At 70.1% G+C, this 17,858-nt stretch carries 17 protein-coding genes; 4 read left to right on the top strand and 13 right to left on the bottom strand.

The window, feature by feature from the left end; all coding sequences use genetic code 11:
- Positions 1–30: 30 nt before the first annotated feature.
- Together polA and CRT23_RS01310 are read left to right on the top strand one after the other, a co-directional pair.
- On the top strand, positions 31–3,081 hold the full coding sequence (polA, locus tag CRT23_RS01315) for a DNA polymerase I (protein WP_103708277.1): 3,051 nt from the start codon (positions 31–33) through the stop codon (positions 3,079–3,081).
- A gap of 451 nt (positions 3,082–3,532) precedes the next feature.
- Complete coding sequence (locus CRT23_RS01310) at positions 3,533–4,249, top strand: DUF4142 domain-containing protein (RefSeq protein ID WP_103708276.1); 717 nt, start codon at positions 3,533–3,535, stop codon at positions 4,247–4,249.
- A 79-nt stretch (positions 4,250–4,328) separates the two neighbouring features.
- On the opposite strand, the gene CRT23_RS01305 is transcribed toward CRT23_RS01310, so the two are convergent.
- Positions 4,329–5,009 carry an HAD family hydrolase gene (locus CRT23_RS01305; RefSeq protein WP_103708275.1) on the bottom strand — a complete coding sequence of 227 codons (681 nt, stop codon included), beginning with the start codon at positions 5,007–5,009 and terminating at the stop codon, positions 4,329–4,331.
- Positions 5,010–5,317: 308 nt separating this feature from the next.
- Between CRT23_RS01305 and CRT23_RS01300 the strand changes: the two genes are divergently transcribed.
- Both CRT23_RS01300 and CRT23_RS01295 read left to right on the top strand, forming a co-directional pair.
- The gene (locus tag CRT23_RS01300) at positions 5,318–5,839 is read left to right on the top strand and encodes a GcrA family cell cycle regulator (protein ID WP_103708274.1); all 522 of its coding nucleotides are present in this window, start codon (positions 5,318–5,320) and stop codon (positions 5,837–5,839) included.
- Positions 5,840–5,928: 89 nt separating this feature from the next.
- Positions 5,929–6,171: a hypothetical protein gene (locus tag CRT23_RS01295; protein ID WP_103708273.1), complete on the top strand. Its 243-nt coding sequence runs from the start codon at positions 5,929–5,931 to the stop codon at positions 6,169–6,171.
- Positions 6,172–6,177: 6 nt separating this feature from the next.
- Here CRT23_RS01295 and CRT23_RS01290 read toward each other — a convergent pair whose 3' ends face one another.
- The 12 genes from CRT23_RS01290 to CRT23_RS01235 all read right to left on the bottom strand — a co-directional run bounded on the left by CRT23_RS01290 (position 6,178) and on the right by CRT23_RS01235 (position 17,853).
- A complete protein-coding gene (locus CRT23_RS01290) occupies positions 6,178–6,387 on the bottom strand; it encodes a hypothetical protein (protein WP_146056308.1) in 210 nt (69 codons plus the stop codon).
- 120 nt (positions 6,388–6,507) lie between these two features.
- A complete protein-coding gene (recN, locus tag CRT23_RS01285; protein WP_103708272.1) occupies positions 6,508–8,175 on the bottom strand; it encodes a DNA repair protein RecN in 1,668 nt (555 codons plus the stop codon).
- Positions 8,176–8,306: 131 nt separating this feature from the next.
- Positions 8,307–9,185: an outer membrane protein assembly factor BamD gene (locus tag CRT23_RS01280; protein WP_055947152.1), complete on the bottom strand. Its 879-nt coding sequence runs from the start codon at positions 9,183–9,185 to the stop codon at positions 8,307–8,309.
- A gap of 221 nt (positions 9,186–9,406) precedes the next feature.
- Positions 9,407–10,354 (bottom strand): UDP-3-O-acyl-N-acetylglucosamine deacetylase, encoded by a 948-nt coding sequence (gene lpxC / locus CRT23_RS01275; protein WP_103708271.1) that lies wholly within the window; start codon positions 10,352–10,354, stop codon positions 9,407–9,409.
- 328 nt (positions 10,355–10,682) lie between these two features.
- A complete protein-coding gene (ftsZ, locus tag CRT23_RS01270) occupies positions 10,683–12,479 on the bottom strand; it encodes a cell division protein FtsZ (RefSeq protein WP_103708270.1) in 1,797 nt (598 codons plus the stop codon).
- A gap of 120 nt (positions 12,480–12,599) precedes the next feature.
- On the bottom strand, positions 12,600–13,922 hold the full coding sequence (gene ftsA, locus CRT23_RS01265; RefSeq protein WP_103708269.1) for a cell division protein FtsA: 1,323 nt from the start codon (positions 13,920–13,922) through the stop codon (positions 12,600–12,602).
- A 66-nt stretch (positions 13,923–13,988) separates the two neighbouring features.
- Positions 13,989–14,960, bottom strand: a complete 972-nt coding sequence (locus CRT23_RS01260; protein WP_103708268.1) for a cell division protein FtsQ/DivIB — start codon at positions 14,958–14,960, stop codon at positions 13,989–13,991.
- Positions 14,927–15,850, bottom strand: a complete 924-nt coding sequence (locus tag CRT23_RS01255) for a D-alanine--D-alanine ligase (RefSeq protein ID WP_055947143.1) — start codon at positions 15,848–15,850, stop codon at positions 14,927–14,929. The genes CRT23_RS01260 and CRT23_RS01255 overlap by 34 nt, the downstream gene beginning before the upstream one ends.
- Positions 15,851–15,888: 38 nt before the next feature.
- The gene (locus CRT23_RS01250; protein ID WP_245435895.1) at positions 15,889–16,284 is read right to left on the bottom strand and encodes a type II toxin-antitoxin system PemK/MazF family toxin; all 396 of its coding nucleotides are present in this window, start codon (positions 16,282–16,284) and stop codon (positions 15,889–15,891) included.
- Positions 16,250–16,441 (bottom strand): AbrB/MazE/SpoVT family DNA-binding domain-containing protein, encoded by a 192-nt coding sequence (locus CRT23_RS01245; protein WP_244477170.1) that lies wholly within the window; start codon positions 16,439–16,441, stop codon positions 16,250–16,252. The genes CRT23_RS01250 and CRT23_RS01245 overlap by 35 nt, the downstream gene beginning before the upstream one ends.
- 78 nt (positions 16,442–16,519) lie before the next feature.
- On the bottom strand, positions 16,520–17,452 hold the full coding sequence (gene murB, locus CRT23_RS01240; RefSeq protein WP_055947138.1) for a UDP-N-acetylmuramate dehydrogenase: 933 nt from the start codon (positions 17,450–17,452) through the stop codon (positions 16,520–16,522).
- A complete protein-coding gene (locus CRT23_RS01235) occupies positions 17,449–17,853 on the bottom strand; it encodes a DUF559 domain-containing protein (RefSeq protein WP_103708266.1) in 405 nt (134 codons plus the stop codon). Before CRT23_RS01235 ends, murB begins: the two co-directional genes overlap by 4 nt.
- Between the last annotated feature and the right edge of the window lie 5 nt (positions 17,854–17,858).

Below are 17,858 nucleotides of genomic sequence, written 5' to 3'. Positions count from 1 at the left end.
CCCGATCCCCTTCACGAGATCCCGCGCCCGATGACGTCTCCCGCTTCCGCTCCCGTCGGCCCCGGCGATCAGATCATCCTGGTCGACGGGTCGTCGTTCATCTTTCGCGCGTATTTCCAGTCGATCAACCAGGACCAGAAGTACAACACGCGGCCGTCGGATGGCCTGCCCACCGGCGCGGTGCGGCTGTTCTGCACCAAGATCGCCCAGTTCGTGCAGGAGGGTGCGGCCGGGGTGATGCCGACGCACCTCGCCATCGTGTTCGACAAGTCGGAGGGCTCGTTCCGCAAGGAGCTCTTCCCCGACTACAAGGGCCACCGTCCGGACGCGCCGGACGACCTCAAGCGGCAGATGCCGCTGATGCGCGACGCCGTGCGGGCCTTCGGGCTGCAGCCGATCGAGTTGATCCGCTACGAGGCCGACGACCTCATCGCCACCTATTCGCGCCAGGCCGAGGCGCGCGGGGCCGGCGTCATCATCGTCTCGTCCGACAAGGACCTGATGCAGCTCGTCGGCCCCCTGGTGCGGTTCTACGACTTCGAGTCCGGCGCCAAGGGCAAGCCCGGCTACCGGCCCGAGCGCAACCTCGACCGCGAAGCGATCATCGCCAAGTGGGAAGGCCTGCAGCCTGAGCAGATCGGAGACGCCCTGGCGCTGATCGGCGACACCTCGGACAACGTGCCGGGCGTGCCCGGCATCGGCCTGAAGACCGCCGCGGCCCTGATCAAGGAATACGGCAGCCTCGACGCGCTTCTGGAGCGCGCCGCCGAGATCAAGCAGCCCAAGCGCCGCGAGACCCTGCTCGCCAGCATCGACCAGGCCCGCCTCTCGCGAAGGCTGGTGGCGCTTGAGGAGAACGTGCCCCTTCCGGTGCCGCTGGACGACCTGCGCCTGCCCAAGCCCGATCCGCAGAAACTCGTCGGCTTCCTCAAGGCGATGGAGTTCAACACCCTGACCCGGCGCATCGCCCAGATGCTCCACGTCGACCCGGAGGCGGTGCAGCCCGACCCGTCACTGCTGCCGAACCGCGAACCCGCGCCCGACGCCCCATTCTTCCCGGACGCCCACGGCGACCCGGTGCCCGTCGATCCCGAGACCGCGTCCGGCGCCCCGAGCGGCGAGGTCGATCCCTTCGCCGACCTCGGCCTGCCCGATGTCGCGCCCAAGCCCCGCGGCCCCTCCGAGCCGACGCCCGCCGGCCTCGTGGCGGCGCGGGCGGCGGAGTCGGTGAAGCCCTTCGACACGGCCGCCTACGAGACGATCGGGTCCGTCGAGCAGCTCGACGCCTGGATCGCCGAGGCCGAGGAGGCCGGTGTCATCGCCGTCGACACCGAGACGGATTCGCTGGATTCCAACCACGCCAATCTCGTGGGCGTCTCCCTCTGCGTGGCGCCGGGCCGGGCGGCCTACATCCCCCTCACGCATAGCGGGGGCGACGACCTGTTCGGCGATGGCCTGCTGCCCGGCCAGATTCCCCTCGCGGCGGCGATCGCGCGGCTGAAGCCGCTTCTTGAGAACCCGGGCGTCCTGAAGGTCGGCCAGAACCTGAAATACGATTTTGCCGTCCTGTCGCGCTACGGCATCCGGGTGGCGCCCTTCGACGACACCATGCTGATCTCCTACGTGCTCGATGCCGGCAAGGGCGGGCACGGCATGGACGAGCTCGCCCGCCGCCATCTCGGGCACCAGCCCATCACCTTCTCGGACGTGGCCGGCACGGGCCGGGCCAAGGTCACCTTCGACCGGGTCGCGCTGGACAAGGCCACCGCCTACGCGGCCGAGGATGCCGACGTCACCCTGCGCCTGTGGCGGATGATGAAGCCTCGGCTCGTGGCCGAGAAGCGCGTCGCCGTCTACGAGACCCTGGAGCGTCCGCTGGTGCCGGTGATCGCCCGGATGGAGGCGGAGGGCATCCGCGTCGACCGCAACATGCTCAGCCGGCTGTCCGGCGACTTCTCGCAGATCCTGGTGCGCCTGGAAGAGGAGATCCAGGAGGATGCGGGCGAGAAATTCCAGGTCTCCTCGCCGAAGCAGATCGGCGACATCCTGTTCGGCAAGATGGGCCTGCCCGGCGCCAAAAAGACGCCCTCGGGCCAGTGGGCGACGCCCGCGACCCTGCTGGAGGAGCTCGCCCAGGCCGGGCATCCGCTGCCGAAGAAGATCCTCGAATGGCGCCAGCTCGCCAAGCTGAAATCCACCTACACGGATTCGCTGCAGCAGCACGCGGACCGGGAGACCGACCGGGTCCACACCTCGTTCTCGCTGGCCGCCACCACCACCGGCCGGCTCTCCTCCTCCGAGCCGAACCTGCAGAACATCCCGATCCGCACCGAGGAAGGCCGCCGCATCCGCCGGGCCTTCGTGGCGGCGGAGGGCAACCGCCTGATCTCGGCCGATTACAGCCAGATCGAACTGCGCCTCCTCGCCCACATCGCCGACATCCCGCAGCTGCGCCAGGCTTTCGCGGACGGCATCGACATCCACGCGGCCACCGCCAGCGCGATGTTCGGCGTGCCGCTCGCCGAGATGACGCCGGACCTGCGCCGGCGGGCCAAGACCATCAACTTCGGCATCATCTACGGCATCTCGGCTTTCGGCCTCGCCGACCGCCTCGGCATCGGCCGCGAGGAGGCGGGCGCCTTCATCAAGCAGTATTTCGAGCGCTTTCCCGGCATCCGCGCCTATATCGACGACACCAAGCGGCGCTGCCGGGATCTCGGCTACGTCACCACCCTGTTCGGCCGGGTCTGCCATTATCCGCAGATCCGCTCGAACAATCCCAACGAGCGCGCCTCCGTCGAGCGTCAGGCCATCAACGCACCGATCCAGGGCTCGGCCGCCGACATCATCCGCCGGGCGATGATCCGCATGGAGGAAGCGCTGCGGGCCGAGCGCCTGAACGTGCGCATGCTCCTGCAGGTGCACGACGAACTCGTGTTCGAGGCGCCCGAGGACGAGGTCGAGAAGGCCCTGCCGGTGATCACCCGCATCATGGTCGACGCCCCCGCCCCCGCACTGACCTTGAAGGTCCCGCTGGTGGTCGAGGCCCGCGCCGCCCTGAACTGGGAAGAGGCGCACTGAGAAGCGCCTCGCGCGCCGGGCCGGCCCACCCGTCCCGCCGGAACAGCGGTGCAACGGTCGGCTCCCCGCACCGGTGGCGAAGCCGTGCGGCCGGGATTCCGCTCACGATTGCGGAGGGCGACGCGTTGTACCGCGCCGGCCTCACCGGCCCTGAGAGATGAGGTACGGCGTCCGACTTCGGGCGTGCGCGGGCAAGCGGGTCAGGCTGTCGAGGAGCGGCCGCACTTCGCGCAGGGACCCGCGCGCTTGCTGATCCGACATCCGATCCTGACGCCGGAATCCCCTCCCGGGAACCGACCCGCTCTGGAGTCGAAGGCGCCGAATAACACCCCCCCGAACGCAATGCTCCAATGCGACGCAGGGTGGAACGCCCGGTCGGGCCACGTGTTGCCGCACCGCAAACGATCATCAAGAACGGCGCCGTTCAGGCGCCCTGGAAAGAGAACTCGCCATGACCAAGTCCCTCCTCGCCGCCCTCGGCCTGTCGGTCGCGACCCTCGCCACCCCGGCCCTGGCCCAGGAGCCGCTGTCCTTCCGCGTCGCCCCGCAGTTCGACGGCAACCAGCCGACCGTGACCGACACCTCTGACTTCCGCGCCGCTGCCCTTCGCTCGGACGCCGTTAGCATCGAGTCGAGCCGCATCGCCCTGGAGCGCTCGCGCAACCCGCGCGTCCGTCAGTACGCCCACAACGTCCTGGTCGAGCGTAAGGCCACCACCCAGGCCCTGCTGCCCGAGGGCACCTCGCTGACCGCTGGCGGCACCGTGGTTTCCGACACTCAGCCCTTCGAAACCCGCCTCGACAACCCGGTCGGCGTCGTCCTCGCCCCGGTGACGATCTCGGCCACCATCGCCCAGCGCGTCGTCGGTGGCGTCCTCGGCGGTGTCGGCCTCGTAGACAACAGCCCCGCCGAGCCGGGCCGCCGCGTCGCCATCGGGGCCGAGGGCCAGGGCCGGCTCGATCGCCTGAAGTCCGCCCGCGCAGGCCGTGACTTCGACCGCACCTACGTCGACCAGCAGGCCAACTCGGACGCCCGCACCCTCGGCCTCTACGCCTCCTACGCCCGCAACGGCGACAGCGTGCAGGGTCGTGAGTTCGCCAACCAGGCGCTGCCCTACATCGCCGGCGAGCACGCCCACTCGGCCAACCTCGCCGACCGCATCAACTGAGCGGTCGTCCTCGATTGAAATGCGAAAGGGTCGTCCCGCGGGGCGGCCCTTTTTTCGTGGCCCAGTCCCGTCGCCCGTTTCACGCGTTCGGGACGAGCGCCGCCACGGCAGCGCCGAGCTCGTCGAAATGGGCGATGACCCGGTCCGGTCCGAGCGCGGTCACGGGCAGGTCGGTGTAGCCGAAGGGCACCGCCACGACTGGAATGCCGGCGGCCTTGGCGGCATCGATGTCGGCGCGGGAATCCCCCACCATCACGGCGCGGGCCGGGTCGCCACCGGCGCGCTCGATGGTCAGGGTGATGTGGCGCGGATCCGGCTTGAAGTACGGGAAGGTCTCGCGGCCGCAGATCGTCGCGAAGCGGTCGGCCACGCCCAGGAGTTCGAGCAGGCGCACGGCCTGGCCCTCGTACTTGTTGGTGCAGACGGCGAGGAGGAAGCCGCGGCCCCGCAGGGCGTCCAGGGCCTCGACGACGCCGGGGAACAGGTGCGACTGCTCGCAGAGATGATCGCTGTAATGGGCGATGAAGTCAGAGAACAGCGCCTCCAGCCGTTCGGTCGACAACGGCTCGCCGGCCGTCGTGAAGCCGCGCTGGATCAGCGCCTTGGCCCCCGCGCCGATCATGTCGCGGGCCTGCTCGAGGGGCAGGGCCTGGAGGCCCTCGCGACGCAGGATCACGTTCAGGGTGCCGATCAGGTCGCCGGCGGTCTCGGCCAGGGTCCCGTCGAGATCGAAGACGGCGATGGGCGGCAGGGCGGTCATGGACACTCGCAGGATCGGGGGCGGACGGGAGGGCACGGAGCCGCCGCTCTAGCCCATCCGGGCCGCACGGGCGAGATCGTTGGACACGGGGCCGCCCGGCCTTTGCCGGTGGACAGGTGACAGGGGTGCCGCGGCATCATCCCGGCCGCACTTGCCTCGGCGTCTCGGCGTCCTGTACGGTTCGCACATCGACGGCCGGGGGGCCGCTGTCCTTCACCCGATGACGGTCTTGATCTCAGCGCCGCAGGCCCGGTGCAGGGGCGTCACGTGAGTCGAACGGACGGAAGCGGGCGATTTCGGAGGGGGCTATGGCGGAAACGGTCCCGGGTTGGTCGGACGAGCGGGTCGATCTCCTGCGCCGGCTGTGGGAGGATGGCCTGAGCGCCAGCCAGATCGCGACGCAGCTCGGCGGCGTGACGCGCAACGCAGTCATCGGCAAGGTCCATCGGCTCGGCCTCTCGGGCCGCGTCAAGTCGGCCGAGACGCCCGGCGTGTCGCCGCGCAAGGTCGTGCGCGAGCCGGAACTCGAGGTCGTGGCGCCCGTGATCGTGGCCCCTGACCTCGACGACGCCGCGGTTGCTTTCGAGGCTCCCGCAGCCGCACCGGTCGTGGTGGCCCCGGTCGCTCTGACGCTCTCGCGCCGCGTGACGATCATGGACCTCCGGGAATCGATGTGCCGCTGGCCCATCGGCGATCCGACTTCGCCCGACTTCCACTATTGCGGCGACCGGTCGATCACGGGCCTGCCCTACTGCACCGCCCACGCGCAGATTGCCTACCAGCCGGCGGCCGAGCGCAAGCGGGACCGACGCGTCGGCGGCTTTCGCTGATCCGCCGCGCACGGGCGCGGCACGGTTTGGAGACTTCGCGCGTTGATCACCGTCGCCGGTTTCGGACCGGCGAGAAAAGGTGACGAGCCGTGACGGAGCGAACGACCACGATCGACGGCGACGAGGCCGCGTTCCTCGACCTGCATGCGCAGCGCGAGGATCTGGAACGTCAATTGTCGCTGGTGCAGTTGCGCCGGCAGTTCGGCCCCGGCCAGGAGGCCGTGGACCAGGCCGCCGACGACGAGAAGGCGCTGCTTCTCAGCCTCGACCGGGTCATGACCCAGATCCGCGCCGCCGAGTACAAGCGACAGCCGAATGCGCGGCGCTGGTAGCGGGTCCTAGTCGAGCCGCCGTAGATCCCGCTCCTTGTGCCGCAGGCGCAGCAGGAGATCGATCTGGCTGTCCGGGATCGGCAGGGTGTCGCAGGTCTCTTCGTAGATCGAACGCAGCGCGGTTCCGAGACGGTACCGCGTGTCGTCGGGCAGGTTGGGCTGACACGCATGCGTCGCGTCCTCCCGCATCTCGCCGTCGCAAACTCTCTGGTCCAACGTCTCAGTCCCTCGTTCGAGCGATCCAACGCCGGCGCCGAAATGGAGCGCACTCGCCGTTTAACGAGTGTCGTCCAACATGGTTAAGAAAGCGTTAAAGGCCGAGCCGTCCCACAGCGCTCAGGCGTCGGCCGCCTGAAGCAGGCGTGCCGCCGCGGCCCGGGCCTCGTCGGTCACCGTGGCACCGGCCAGCATCCGGGCGATTTCCTCCCGGCGCGCCGGCGCTTCCAGGGAGGCGACCCGCGTGGCGACCCGGTCGCTGCCCTTCACGGGGTCCTTGGCGATCAGGAAATGCGTCTCCGCCCGCGCCGCCACCTGGGGCGCGTGGGTCACGGCCACCACCTGGACCCGCGTGGCCAGGCGCCCGAGCCGGGCGCCGATGGCATCGGCCACCGCCCCGCCGACGCCGGTGTCGATCTCGTCGAAGATCAGGGTCGGCGCGGAGCCCTTGTCGGCGAGCACCACCTTCAGGGCCAGCATGAAGCGCGAGAGCTCGCCGCCCGAGGCCACCTTCATCATCGGCCCCGGGCGCGTACCCGGATTGGTCTGGGCCCAGAACTCCACGCGGTCGTAGCCGGACGGATCGCGGGAGTCCGGATCGGTGGCGATCTCGGTGATGAAGCGGGCGCGCTCCAGCTTGAGTGGCGGCAGCTCGGCCTTCACCGCCGCGTCGAGGGCCTTGGCCGCACGCTTGCGCCCGTCGGTGAGCTTGGCGGCGGCCTTCGCGTAGGCGGCCTCCGCCGCAGCCAGCGTTGCCTCCAGACCGCCGAGGGCTTCCTCGCCGGCGTCGATCGCCGCGACGTCCGCGGCATAGCGTACGCGCAGGGCGGCAAGATCGTCGACCGGCACCTGGTATTTCCGCGCGGCGGCCCGAAGGGCGAACAGTCGCTCCTCCACCCGCTCCAGCTCGCGCGGATCGAACTCCGCCTCGCGCAGGGCCACGTCGAGGATGCTGTGGGCCTCGTCGAGAGCGGTCAGGGCCGTGTCGAGGGCGGCGACGCAGGGTTCGACCAGGGCCGGCAGCTGCGCCGCCCGGCGCTCCAGTTTGCGCAGGGCGGAGGAGAGATGGGACACGATGGGGCCGCCCGAGGCCTCGATCGCCTCGTTCAGCTCGCGCGCGACCTTCTCGCTCTGCTGCATCACCGTGCGGCGCTCGGCCAGGGTGGTCTCCTCGCCCGGTTCCGGCGCGAGAGTTTCGAGCTCCGCCACGGCATGGCGCAGGAAGTCGGATTCCTTGGCGGCGGCCTCCACCCGGGCCCGGTGCTCGGACAGGGCGGAGCGGGCGCCCTTCACGCGCTTGGCGGCCTCGGCGACCTGGACCAGCGGGCCCTGCAGGCCCCCGAAGGCGTCCAGGATGGCGCGGTGGGTAGTGGGATCGGCCAGCGCCCGGTCGTCGTGCTGCCCGTGGATCTCCACAAGCGCCGCGCCGATGGCACGCAGGACCTGGACGCCCACGGCCTGGTCGTTGACGAAGGCGCGCGTGCGTCCGTCCGCCATCTGCACGCGACGGAGGATGAGATCGCCCTCGGTGTCGATCTCCGCCTCGGCGGCGAGCGCCCGGGCCGGATGATCGAGGGGCACGTCGAAGACGGCCGTGACGGCGCCCTGCCCTTCCCCGTGGCGCACGAGCCGGCCGTCGCCGCGGCCGCCGAGCGCCAGGGCAAAGGCATCGAGCAGGATCGACTTGCCCGCGCCCGTCTCGCCGGTGAGGACGCTGAGGCCCTCGCGAAAGGTCAGGACGAGCTTGTCGATGAGAACGATGTCGCGGATCGCGAGCTGGCTCAGCATGCCGCGTCTGGGGTCCCGTTGTGGATGCTGGCGCTGTGTTTACGGCGAAGTGCCGCCGGCTTCACGCAAAAAGATGCCGCCCCCCTGGGGGAGCGGCAAAGCGGCCCTCGATGCGGGGGCGGGCCCGGGGCCTACTGGGCCTCGGCGGTGCGTCCGATGACGCCGCGATAGACCTTGCTGAGCCAGGAGGTCTTCTCCTCGCGCGGCTCGAGGCCCCCGTTCTGCAGGAGCGCGTGCGCATCCTTGTACCAGGGGCTGTCGGGGAAGTTGTGGCCGAGCACGGCGGCGGAGGTCTGGGCTTCCTGGGTCAGGCCGAGAGCCATGTAGGCCTCGGTCAGGCGCTCCAGGGCCTCCTCGGCGTGACGGGTCGTCTGGTACTTGCTGACCACGTCACGGAACCGGTTGATCGCGGCCGGAAAGTTCCGGCGCTCGAGGTAGAAGCGCCCGACCTCCATCTCCTTACCGGCGAGCTGGTCGCGGGTGATCTGGATCTTGGCCTTGGCGTCGGCCGCGTATTCGGAGGTCGGATACTTCTGGACAAGCTCCTGCAGGCCGGCGAGCGCCTTCTCAGAGCGGTCCTGGTCGCGGGTCACGTCCGGGATCTGCTTATAGTGCGACATCGCCATCAGGTACTGGGCGTAGGCCGCATCCTTGCTCGCCGGATGGCGCTGCAGGTAGCGCTTCGAGGCGTTGATCGCGTCGTCGTACTTCGCACCCTCGTAATTCGCGTAGGCCGTCATCAGCAGCGCTTTGCGCGACCAGTCGGAATAGCTGTAGGCCTTGTCGAGCTCGCCGAACTTCTTCGAGGCGCCCTCGTAGTCCTTGTCCTCCATGCGCGCCAAGCCCTCGCTGTAGAGCTTGTCGGCGGGAACATCCGGAACGACTTCCGGCTTGTACTTCTCGGCGAAGGGATTGATCGAGTCGAGGGCGTCGCATCCGCCGAGGCCGAAGCCGATAACGGACACCAGCACGGCCGCCATCGCACCGCGGTTGGGATGAGTAAGGCGCATTCCGGTGTTCCCCCAACAGACGGGTCCGTTCCCGGACTCGCGTCGTCAAGCCATCACAAAGGTCGGTCGCGTGGCTGACGGCCTCATGCCACGATCCGGGTGCGCTGCACACCGGACGGACGTCCCGTTTCACGCTCGATTCACCGTGGAGCGCGATTTGGGCGCGAAAGCGGCGGGCGGGCCACGCCCTGGACAGAAACGAAGGCTGTGTGTCGGTGGCGCTACAGATCGCCCACGAAGGCGGCGATGCCGAGGCTGGCGCCGAACTCGGTCAGGCTGGTCTCGCGGCGGGCGCTGGGCCCCTCGACGATGGCGTAGTTGGCGCGATCGGAGAACAGTGCGGTGAGGACGCCGACATTCATGCGGTGTCCGCCGCAGTAGGAGCGGTAGCCGCCCTGAATCGGGAGACCTGCGAGGGCGAGGTCGCCCACGGCGTCGAGAAACTTGTGCCGGACGAACTCGTCGGCGTAGCGCAGGCCTTCGGGGTTCACGACGGCGGTCTCGCCGACCGCGACGGTGTTCTCGAGGGAGGCGCCCAGGGCGAAGCCCGCCTTCCAGTAGCGCTCCACGTCCCGCATCATGCCGAAGGTGCGGGCTCCGGCGATCTCGCGGCGGTAGGCGGAGGGGGTGAGGTCCATCGCCTTGCGGCTGCGGCCGATCACCGGGTTTTCGAAATCGATCTCGACGTCGAGGCGGAAGCCCCGGTCGATGGGGCGGAGTTCGGCGAAGGCCCGGCCGACCTCGATGCGGACGGAGCGAAGGACCTTGATCCAGCGCTTGGCGGCGCCGCAGCTCGCGGTACCGACGGCGTCGATGGCCTGTACGTAGGGGAGCGCGCTGCCGTCGAGGATGGGCATCTCGGGGCCGTCGATTTCGACGAGGACGTTGTCGATCCCGAGACCGTAGAGCGCCGACATCAGGTGCTCGATGGTGGCGACCGCGCCGCTCTCAACGTCACCGATGACGGTGCAGAGCTCGGTGGCGGAGACGCAGGCGTGATGGGCCTTGATGAGCCGGTCGTTGCCGGTGGGCATTCCGGTGCGGAGGAAGGCGATGCCGTGATTGGCGGGCGCCGGATGCAGCGTGATCGCGACCGGGTTCCCGGAGTGGACGCCGATGCCGCTCAGGGTGGCGGGGGCTTTGAGTGTCGTCTGTTGGTTCGTTCGCATTCCATAGCCCTCGGCCGTGATCGGGCGCGCCCATCCCGTCGGGATGGGCCCTGCGCCCCTTGCGATCCGTCCGCTGCTTGAAGCCCCTGCCGGCGTCTGATGGTCGAAACCACCGCGCCTTGTCGTTCCAAAATTCGTATAGCCGCGCCTCAAAGGCAGGCCAAATCACGGATTCTTACGCTGTGTTACAGCCGCGGTTTCCACCAGCGAATCTGAATCTCGTTTTGGAACAACGGTTTAACAATAGGCATAGCCCGGAGCCGCGAGGCTCCGGGCCTGTGGCTGAAATATCTCAGCCTGGGCGTTGAGGGTCCGCCGGACCCCGGGTTCAGTTCGCCTGGCGGCGCAGGAAGGCCGGGATCTCGAGCTGGTCGTCGTCCATCATGCGGGCCTGGGGGGCGACGCGACCCTGGGGATCGAGGTTGCCCTGGGCCGGACGGTAGGCCGGGGGAGCCTGCACGGGAGCGCGCTTGGCGTAGTCCGCGGGCGCGGCGGCCTGCGAGATCGGTGCGGCGGGCGCCCGCATCGGCGCAGGCGACGCAGCCTCGACGTCCTCACGGCGTCCGCCGAAGCCCACCGTCGCGAGACGGCGCAGCAGCGTCATGCGCTTGGAATCGCCCGCCGGCTCGGCCGGCTGCTCCTCGCGGGCCCGGAGCTGGGCCTGGGCGGGAAGCGGCAGGTCCTGGATCTGCGGCATGCGGGGGGCGCGGGCCACGGCCACGGCCGGCCGGGGCGGCACGAAGGGGCCGGCGGCATGCTGGGGCGCAGGCTCGGGCGCCGGCATCGGCGCGGGCTCGTAGGACATGGCGGCGCGCGGCTGGGTCTGCGTCAGCATCACCTCGTCGCGCATCACCGGGGACTGGGGCAGCTCGACCCGCATGGGCTCGGGGGCGAGGGCCACCGGCTCGGGGGCGCGCAGGATCTGCTGCACCGGAGCCTGGACCGGAGCGGCCTGGATCGGGGCGGCCTGCAGCGACGCCGGAGCAGCGGGCTGCGCGGCCGGGGTCGCTACGGCTCCGTCCTGTCCGAGGGGGCGAAAGGTCGACGCGGGCTGTGCGGCCCGCGCCCTCGCTTCCGCACGGAGACGCTCGGCGACCTCGGCGATGCGCTGCTCGGTCTGGACGATGTCGGGGTTGTTCTGGGAGTTGGCGGCGATCAGCGCCGGCTCGATGCCGGTGGCGACCACGGAAACCCGGATGATGCCGTCGAGGCTCTCGTCGAAGGTGGCGCCCAGGATGATGTTGGCGTCCGAGTCGACCTCCTCGCGGATGCGGGTGGCAGCCTCGTCGAGCTCGTAGAGGGTAAGGTCGTTGCCGCCGGTGATCGAGATCAGCAGGCCGCGGGCGCCCTTCATCGAGACGTCGTCGAGGAGCGGATTGGCGATGGCGGCTTCCGCGGCGCGGTTGGCGCGGTTCTCGCCCGAGGCCTCGCCGGTCCCCATCATGGCCTTGCCCATGCCGCGCATGATCGCGCGGACGTCGGCGAAGTCGAGGTTGATCAGGCCTTCCTTGACCATCAGGTCGGTGATGCAGGCGACGCCCGAGTAGAGCACCTGGTCGGCCATCGCGAAGGCGTCGGCGAAGGTGGTCTTCTCGTTGGCGACCCGGAACAGGTTCTGGTTCGGGATCACGATCAGGGTGTCGACTGCGGCCTGGAGCTCCTGGATGCCGGCCTCGGCCGTGCGCATCCGGCGCACGCCCTCGAACTGGAACGGCTTCGTGACCACACCGACGGTGAGGATCCCCATGTCGCGGGCGGCGCGGGCGATGACGGGCGCCGCGCCGGTGCCGGTGCCGCCGCCCATGCCGGCGGTGATGAAGCACATGTGGGCGCCGGAGAGCTGGTCACGGATCTCGTCGATGACCTCGTCGGCGGCGGCAGAGCCGACCTCGGGGTGCGAGCCGGCGCCGAGGCCCTGCGTCACGCCGAGACCCATCTGGATCACGCGCTCGGCCTTCGAGGAGGTCAGCGCCTGGGCGTCGGTGTTGGCGACCACGAATTCGCAGCCCAGCAGGCCGGATTCGATCATGTTGTTGACGGCGTTGCCGCCGGCTCCGCCGACACCGAAGACGGTGATGCGGGGCTTGAGTTCCCGGATATCCGGCGCCTGCAGACTGATGGCCATGGTGTCGAGCCTCTCGTGCCTTTCACGTTTCGTTTGACGCCCGCCTTGAAGTCAGGGCGCCGATTTGGGTCTGGCCATGCACGCCCACCCCGCGGGGTTTCGGGCGTGCCGGCGGTCGTCTCAGAAGCTCTCGCGGATCCAGCGACCGACGCGCGAGAGGTAGCCGTCCGTTCCCGTACCGGCGAAGGCCCCGTGGCCCCGCGGCTCGAAATGCTCCGCATGCGCCACCTGCGGGTAGACCAGGAGGCCCACCGCGGCGGAGAAGGCGGGTCCCTTGGCGGCCTCCGGCAGGCCGCGGATGCCGAGGGGCCGGCCGATGCGGACCTGGCCCTCCATCACCCGGCGGGCGACCTCCGGCAGGCCGACGAGCTGGCTCGCGCCCCCCGTCAGCACCACCCGGCGCCCGGCCTGGGCCGAGAAGCCGGCGGCGCGCAGACGGTCGCGCACCAGTTCCACCACCTCCTCGACGCGCGGGCGGATGATCCGCACGAGCTGCGAGCGCGGCACGTGGTTGGGGGCATCGCCCTCATCCTCGCCCACCCCGTGGACCGCGATCATGTCGCGCTCGTCGGAGGCGGTGGCGATGGCCGAGCCGTAGAGGGTCTTGAGGCGCTCGGCCGCGGCGACCCGGGTGGAGAGGCCGCGCGCGATATCCATGGTGACGTGGTGCCCGCCGACCGCGACCGCGTCCACGTGGACGAGGTGGCCGCCGGAGAAGACGCCGACGCTGGTGGTGCCGCCGCCCATGTCGACCACGGCGACGCCCATCTCGGCTTCGTCGTCCACCAGGGCCGAGAGGCCGGCGGCGTAGGGCGTGGCGATCACCGCCTCGACGCCGAGGTGGCAGTGCTCGACGGCGAGCATGAGGTTGCGGGCGGCAGCCGCCTCGCCGGTGACGACGTGGAGGTCGACCCCGAGGGCGTCGCCCATCATGCCCAAGGGATCGATGACCGTGCCCTGGCCGTCGATGGCGTAGCCGGTGGGCAGGGCATGGAGCACGGCACGGCCGGGGCTGACGCCGTGGGCCGAGGCGGTTTCCAGCACGCGCTCCACGTCGGAACCCGTGACGGTGCCGGTGCGGGTGCCGACGCGGGCCTCGAAGTGCTGCGATCCGATCCGGCCGCCGGACATGTTGACGATGACCGACTGCACCTCGACCTTCGCCATCCGCTCGGCGGCGTGGACCGCCTGGCGGATCGCGCTCTCGGCCGCCTCGAGGTCGACGATGACGCCGCCCTTGAGACCCTGCGAACGCTGGTGGCCGATGCCGATGACGCGGGCGAAGTGGGTGCGCCCGCGCAGGGTGGTGAGGGCCTCGGCCGGCTGGAGCTCGGCGATGAGGCAGACGACCTTGCTCGTTCCGATGTCGAGCACCGAGAGGGTGGTGCTGCGCCGGGCGGAGAGGGGCTTCAGGCGTGGGGTGAGGCCGTGCGGGTCGTGCATCGGGCTACCGGGCGGAGGCGGTGAAACGGGGACGGGACGCGGGATGCGCCGGACGGATCGTGCGGCTCATGTGCTGGTCCCCTTGGGCTTGGACTTCTTCTGGGATTCGGCGCGGGCCGCGGCCGCTTCCTCGGTGAGCCGCACCACCACCCGGTCGGGCATGCGCAGGTCCACCGCGATGATGTCCTTCTCGAGAATGCGGTTGTCGCGCTCGAGCTTGACCAACCGGGCCAGGGCCTCGGTGGCGCCCGTCTCGGGCAGGCGGATGTCGACGCCGTCGAGCTTGAGGGTCCAGCGACGGCCGGAGACGTAGGTCCCGGCCTTGACCCGCTCGGCTAGCGAGCCGGCCGCCTCGATCAGGGCGAGGTAGTCCTTGAGCTTGAGGTTGGCGTCGTCGCCGACCACGAGGGGAAGCGCGGCGTAGCGGTCGTCGCGCATCTGGTCGATCACCGTTCCGTCGGCGGCGATCACGGCAATCTCGCCGTTGCGCTGCCACAGGGCGGCGGGCTCGCGCTCGACCTGGGTGATGACGATCTCGTTCGGGTAAACCTTGCGCACGGAGGCGCTGGCGATCAGCGGGACCGCCAAGAGGCGCTCGCGGGCCTCCGCCACATCGAGGAAGACCACCGAGGAGTGCCCGTCGATGCCGGCGGCCTGCAAGACCTCGCGCTCGTAGAGGCGGGCGATCCCCGAGATGGTGACGCGCTCGACGCCGAAGCCGGCGATCCGCGCCGCGATGTCGAGGGGGCGGCCGTGCTCGGCCACGAAGCGATCATAGGCGCCGCTGCCGACGAAGCCGGCGAGGGCGAGGGCCGCGAAGGAGAGGGAGAAGCCCGCCGTGCCGAGGTGGCGCGGGATGCGCCGCTCGATCGGGTTAGCGAGGCGCGAGCGGCGACCGGGAGGCGTGATGCGGCGCAGGCGGGCGGCCAGCGACGCACGAACGGAGGCGACCGTGCCGGCGGCGGGCCCGAGCGGACCCTGGCCGCCGAACGGGCCTTCGGCCCCTACCGGCCCAACGTTGCGTCCCCCACCATCCATTGGACGAGCTCACCGAAACTATAGCCCGCATGGGCTGCCATCTCCGGGACCAAGCTCGTCTTCGTCATGCCGGGTTGCGTGTTGACCTCCAGCACGACGAGGGCACCGGTTCCCCCCGGTGTGTCGTCGTAGCGAAGGTCCGCACGGCTGATGCCCCGGCACCCGAGTGCTTGATGCGCCGTTAACGACAACTCTTGGACACGCTGGTAAAGATTTGGTTTAATTTCTGCCGGGAGAACGTGGATCGACCCCCCCTCGGCGTACTTCGCGTCGAAGTCGTACCACTCCCCCGAAGCCGGCTTGATCTCGATCACCCCGAGGGCCCTGTCGCCCATCACGGCGCAGGTCAGCTCGCGCCCGGCGACATAGGTTTCCGCAAGGATTTCATCGCCATAGCCCCAATCCTCCCGGCCCACTTCCTGGGGCGGATGGGAGCGTCCGTCCCGCACGATGATGACCCCCATGGAGGAGCCCTCGGCCACCGGCTTGAGCACGTAGGGCGGCGTCAGCACGTGTGACTTTGCGGCCTCATGACGGTTAACGACGCGGCCCTCCGGGACGCTCACGCCGGCCGCCCGCATGATCACTTTGGCACGTTCCTTATGCATCGCCAGCGCCGAGGCGAGCACGCCGGAATGCGTGTAGGGGATGCGGAGCAGCTCCAGCAGCCCCTGGATGGTGCCGTCCTCACCCGCCGGACCGTGCAGCGCGTTGAAGGCCACGTCGGGCCGCAGCTCGGTGAGCACCGTCGCGATGTCCGGCTGGACGTCGACCCGCGTGACGCGGAAACCCTGGCCCTCCAGGGCATCGGCGCAGGCATGGCCCGAATTCAGCGAGACCGGCCGCTCGGAGGACCACCCGCCCATCAGGACGGCGACGTGCTTGGACATGGGGACTCCTGGGGTTTGCACGAACATGGATTGCGTCGTCACGCCGGCCTTCCCGGCCCGATCCTGTCGCGGATCGCCTCGAAAACCGCGCCGGCCGCCAGCGGCGGCAGTGTCCCGATCCGCCTGAGGATGAGAGCGGGTTCGATGCAGGCCAGCTTGAGGGGCCTGACGACGGACGGCGCATCAAGCCCGGCAGCAACAAGATCGTCGATCGCCTGATCGCCCCCCATCGCGGGGTTGTTCGCACTGGTGATCATGGCGATCCAGACGAATCCCGCCTCGGCGACGGCCTGTCCCGAGACCACGACGGCCGGGCGACGCTTCTCGGCGAGACGGTCGGAATAGGGAAACGGGACAACCACCACGGCGCCCGCGGACACCATGCGTCCGTCGGGGTCCCTAGAGATTGCCATAGGCTTCTTCGTCGGCGGCACCGGCCCATTCCGTGAAGGTCACGAAGGGATCTTCACCCTCGGGCCGCGCCTTTTCGATGCGGATACCGTCCGGCGTGATCACGTAGCGAAGACGATCACCCGGGCCGACGCCGAGGCGTGCGCGAACTTCGGCGGGTAGCACGGTCTGGCTCTTCACAGAGACCTTCGAGTAGGCCGTCAGAACGTCCCGCCCAGTCACTGGCCTCTCCCGTCAGCAGCCTTACGTCTTACCGCCTTACCCCGCAGGTGTCGACATTCCGATGCGCTTGATCTCCCAGTGGAGTTCGACGCCGGAGGTCTCGCGCACGCGTCGGCGGACCTCTTCGCCGAGCCCCTCGATGTCGGCCGCCGTGGCATTGTCGCGGTTGATCAGGAAGTTGCAGTGCATCTCGGAGACCTGCGCGCCGCCGACCGTCAGGCCACGGCAGCCGGCCGCGTCGACGAGTTGCCAGGCCTTGGCTCCGGGCGGGTTCTTGAAGGTCGAGCCGCCGGTGCGCTCGCGGATCGGCTGGGCCGCCTCGCGCGCCGCCGTCACCCGGTCCATCTCGGCCTCGATGGCCGCCCGCTCGCCGGGCCGCCCGCGGAACACCGCATGCGTAAAGATCACGTCGTCGGGGGCGCCGCTGTGCCGATAGGTGAAGCCCATCTCCGCATGGGTGAAGCGACGCGCCTCGCCCCGGCGGTCGACGCCGTGGGCCTCCACCAGCACGTCGGTGGTCTCGCCGCCATGGGCACCGGCATTCATGCGCAGCGCGCCGCCGACCGAACCGGGAATGCCGCGAAAGAACGCGAGCCCGTCGAGGCCGGCCTCGGCTGCCGCCTTGGCAAGGCGCATGTCCGGCACCGCGGTCCCGACCCGCAGGGTCTCGCCGTCGATCTCCACCGTGCCGAAGGCCCGGCCGCCGAGGCGCACCACGACGCCGGGTACGCCACCGTCGCGCACGATGAGGTTCGAGCCGAGGCCGATCACCGTCACGGGCATGTCCGGATCGAGGACCGAGAGCAGAAGACCGAGGTCTTCCGCGTCGGCCGGGGTGAACAGCACCTGCGCCGGGCCGCCGACCCGGAACCAGGTCAGGTCCGAGAGCGGCTGGTTGGCGATGAGCCGCCCGCGCAGGGCCGGCGCCTTCGCACGGATGTCGGGGGTGATGTCCGGGAATGCGGTCATGAGCGCCCCTCCCCTCTCGTCGCCTGCGGGGAGAGGGCCTTGCCCCGCCGATGGGGAGAGGCTGGGAGGGCAGCGAGGATCGTCGCGCTGACGCACTCGGTCTGTTGCATGATGTCGATGTTCCAAAAGCGCAGGCCGCGATCGCCGCCCGCGGCCAGCCAGGCATCCCTGACGTGATCGCGCCTGTTCCCGGCCTGCTGGCTGCCGTCCGCGCCGACGAGGAACCGCAGCGCGCGACAGACGACGTCGGCGATGGAACCGCCCACCGGCTGCGGCCAGACGAACGGGAAGCCGGCGGAGCGCCGGTCCCTCAGGTGCGAACAGTGGCGCGGCCCGGACCCCGTTTGGTTGCCCTGCAAGATCCGGCGGAAGCGCGTGCGCGCCCTCGAAGCGGCACGCATCGGCG

It is taken from the genome of Methylobacterium sp. V23, assembly GCF_002917135.1.
In the GTDB taxonomy this organism is placed as follows: Bacteria; Pseudomonadota; Alphaproteobacteria; order Rhizobiales; family Beijerinckiaceae; genus Methylobacterium.
Note: the sequence above shows the minus strand (reverse complement) of the source record. Positions and strands in the feature narration are given on the sequence as shown.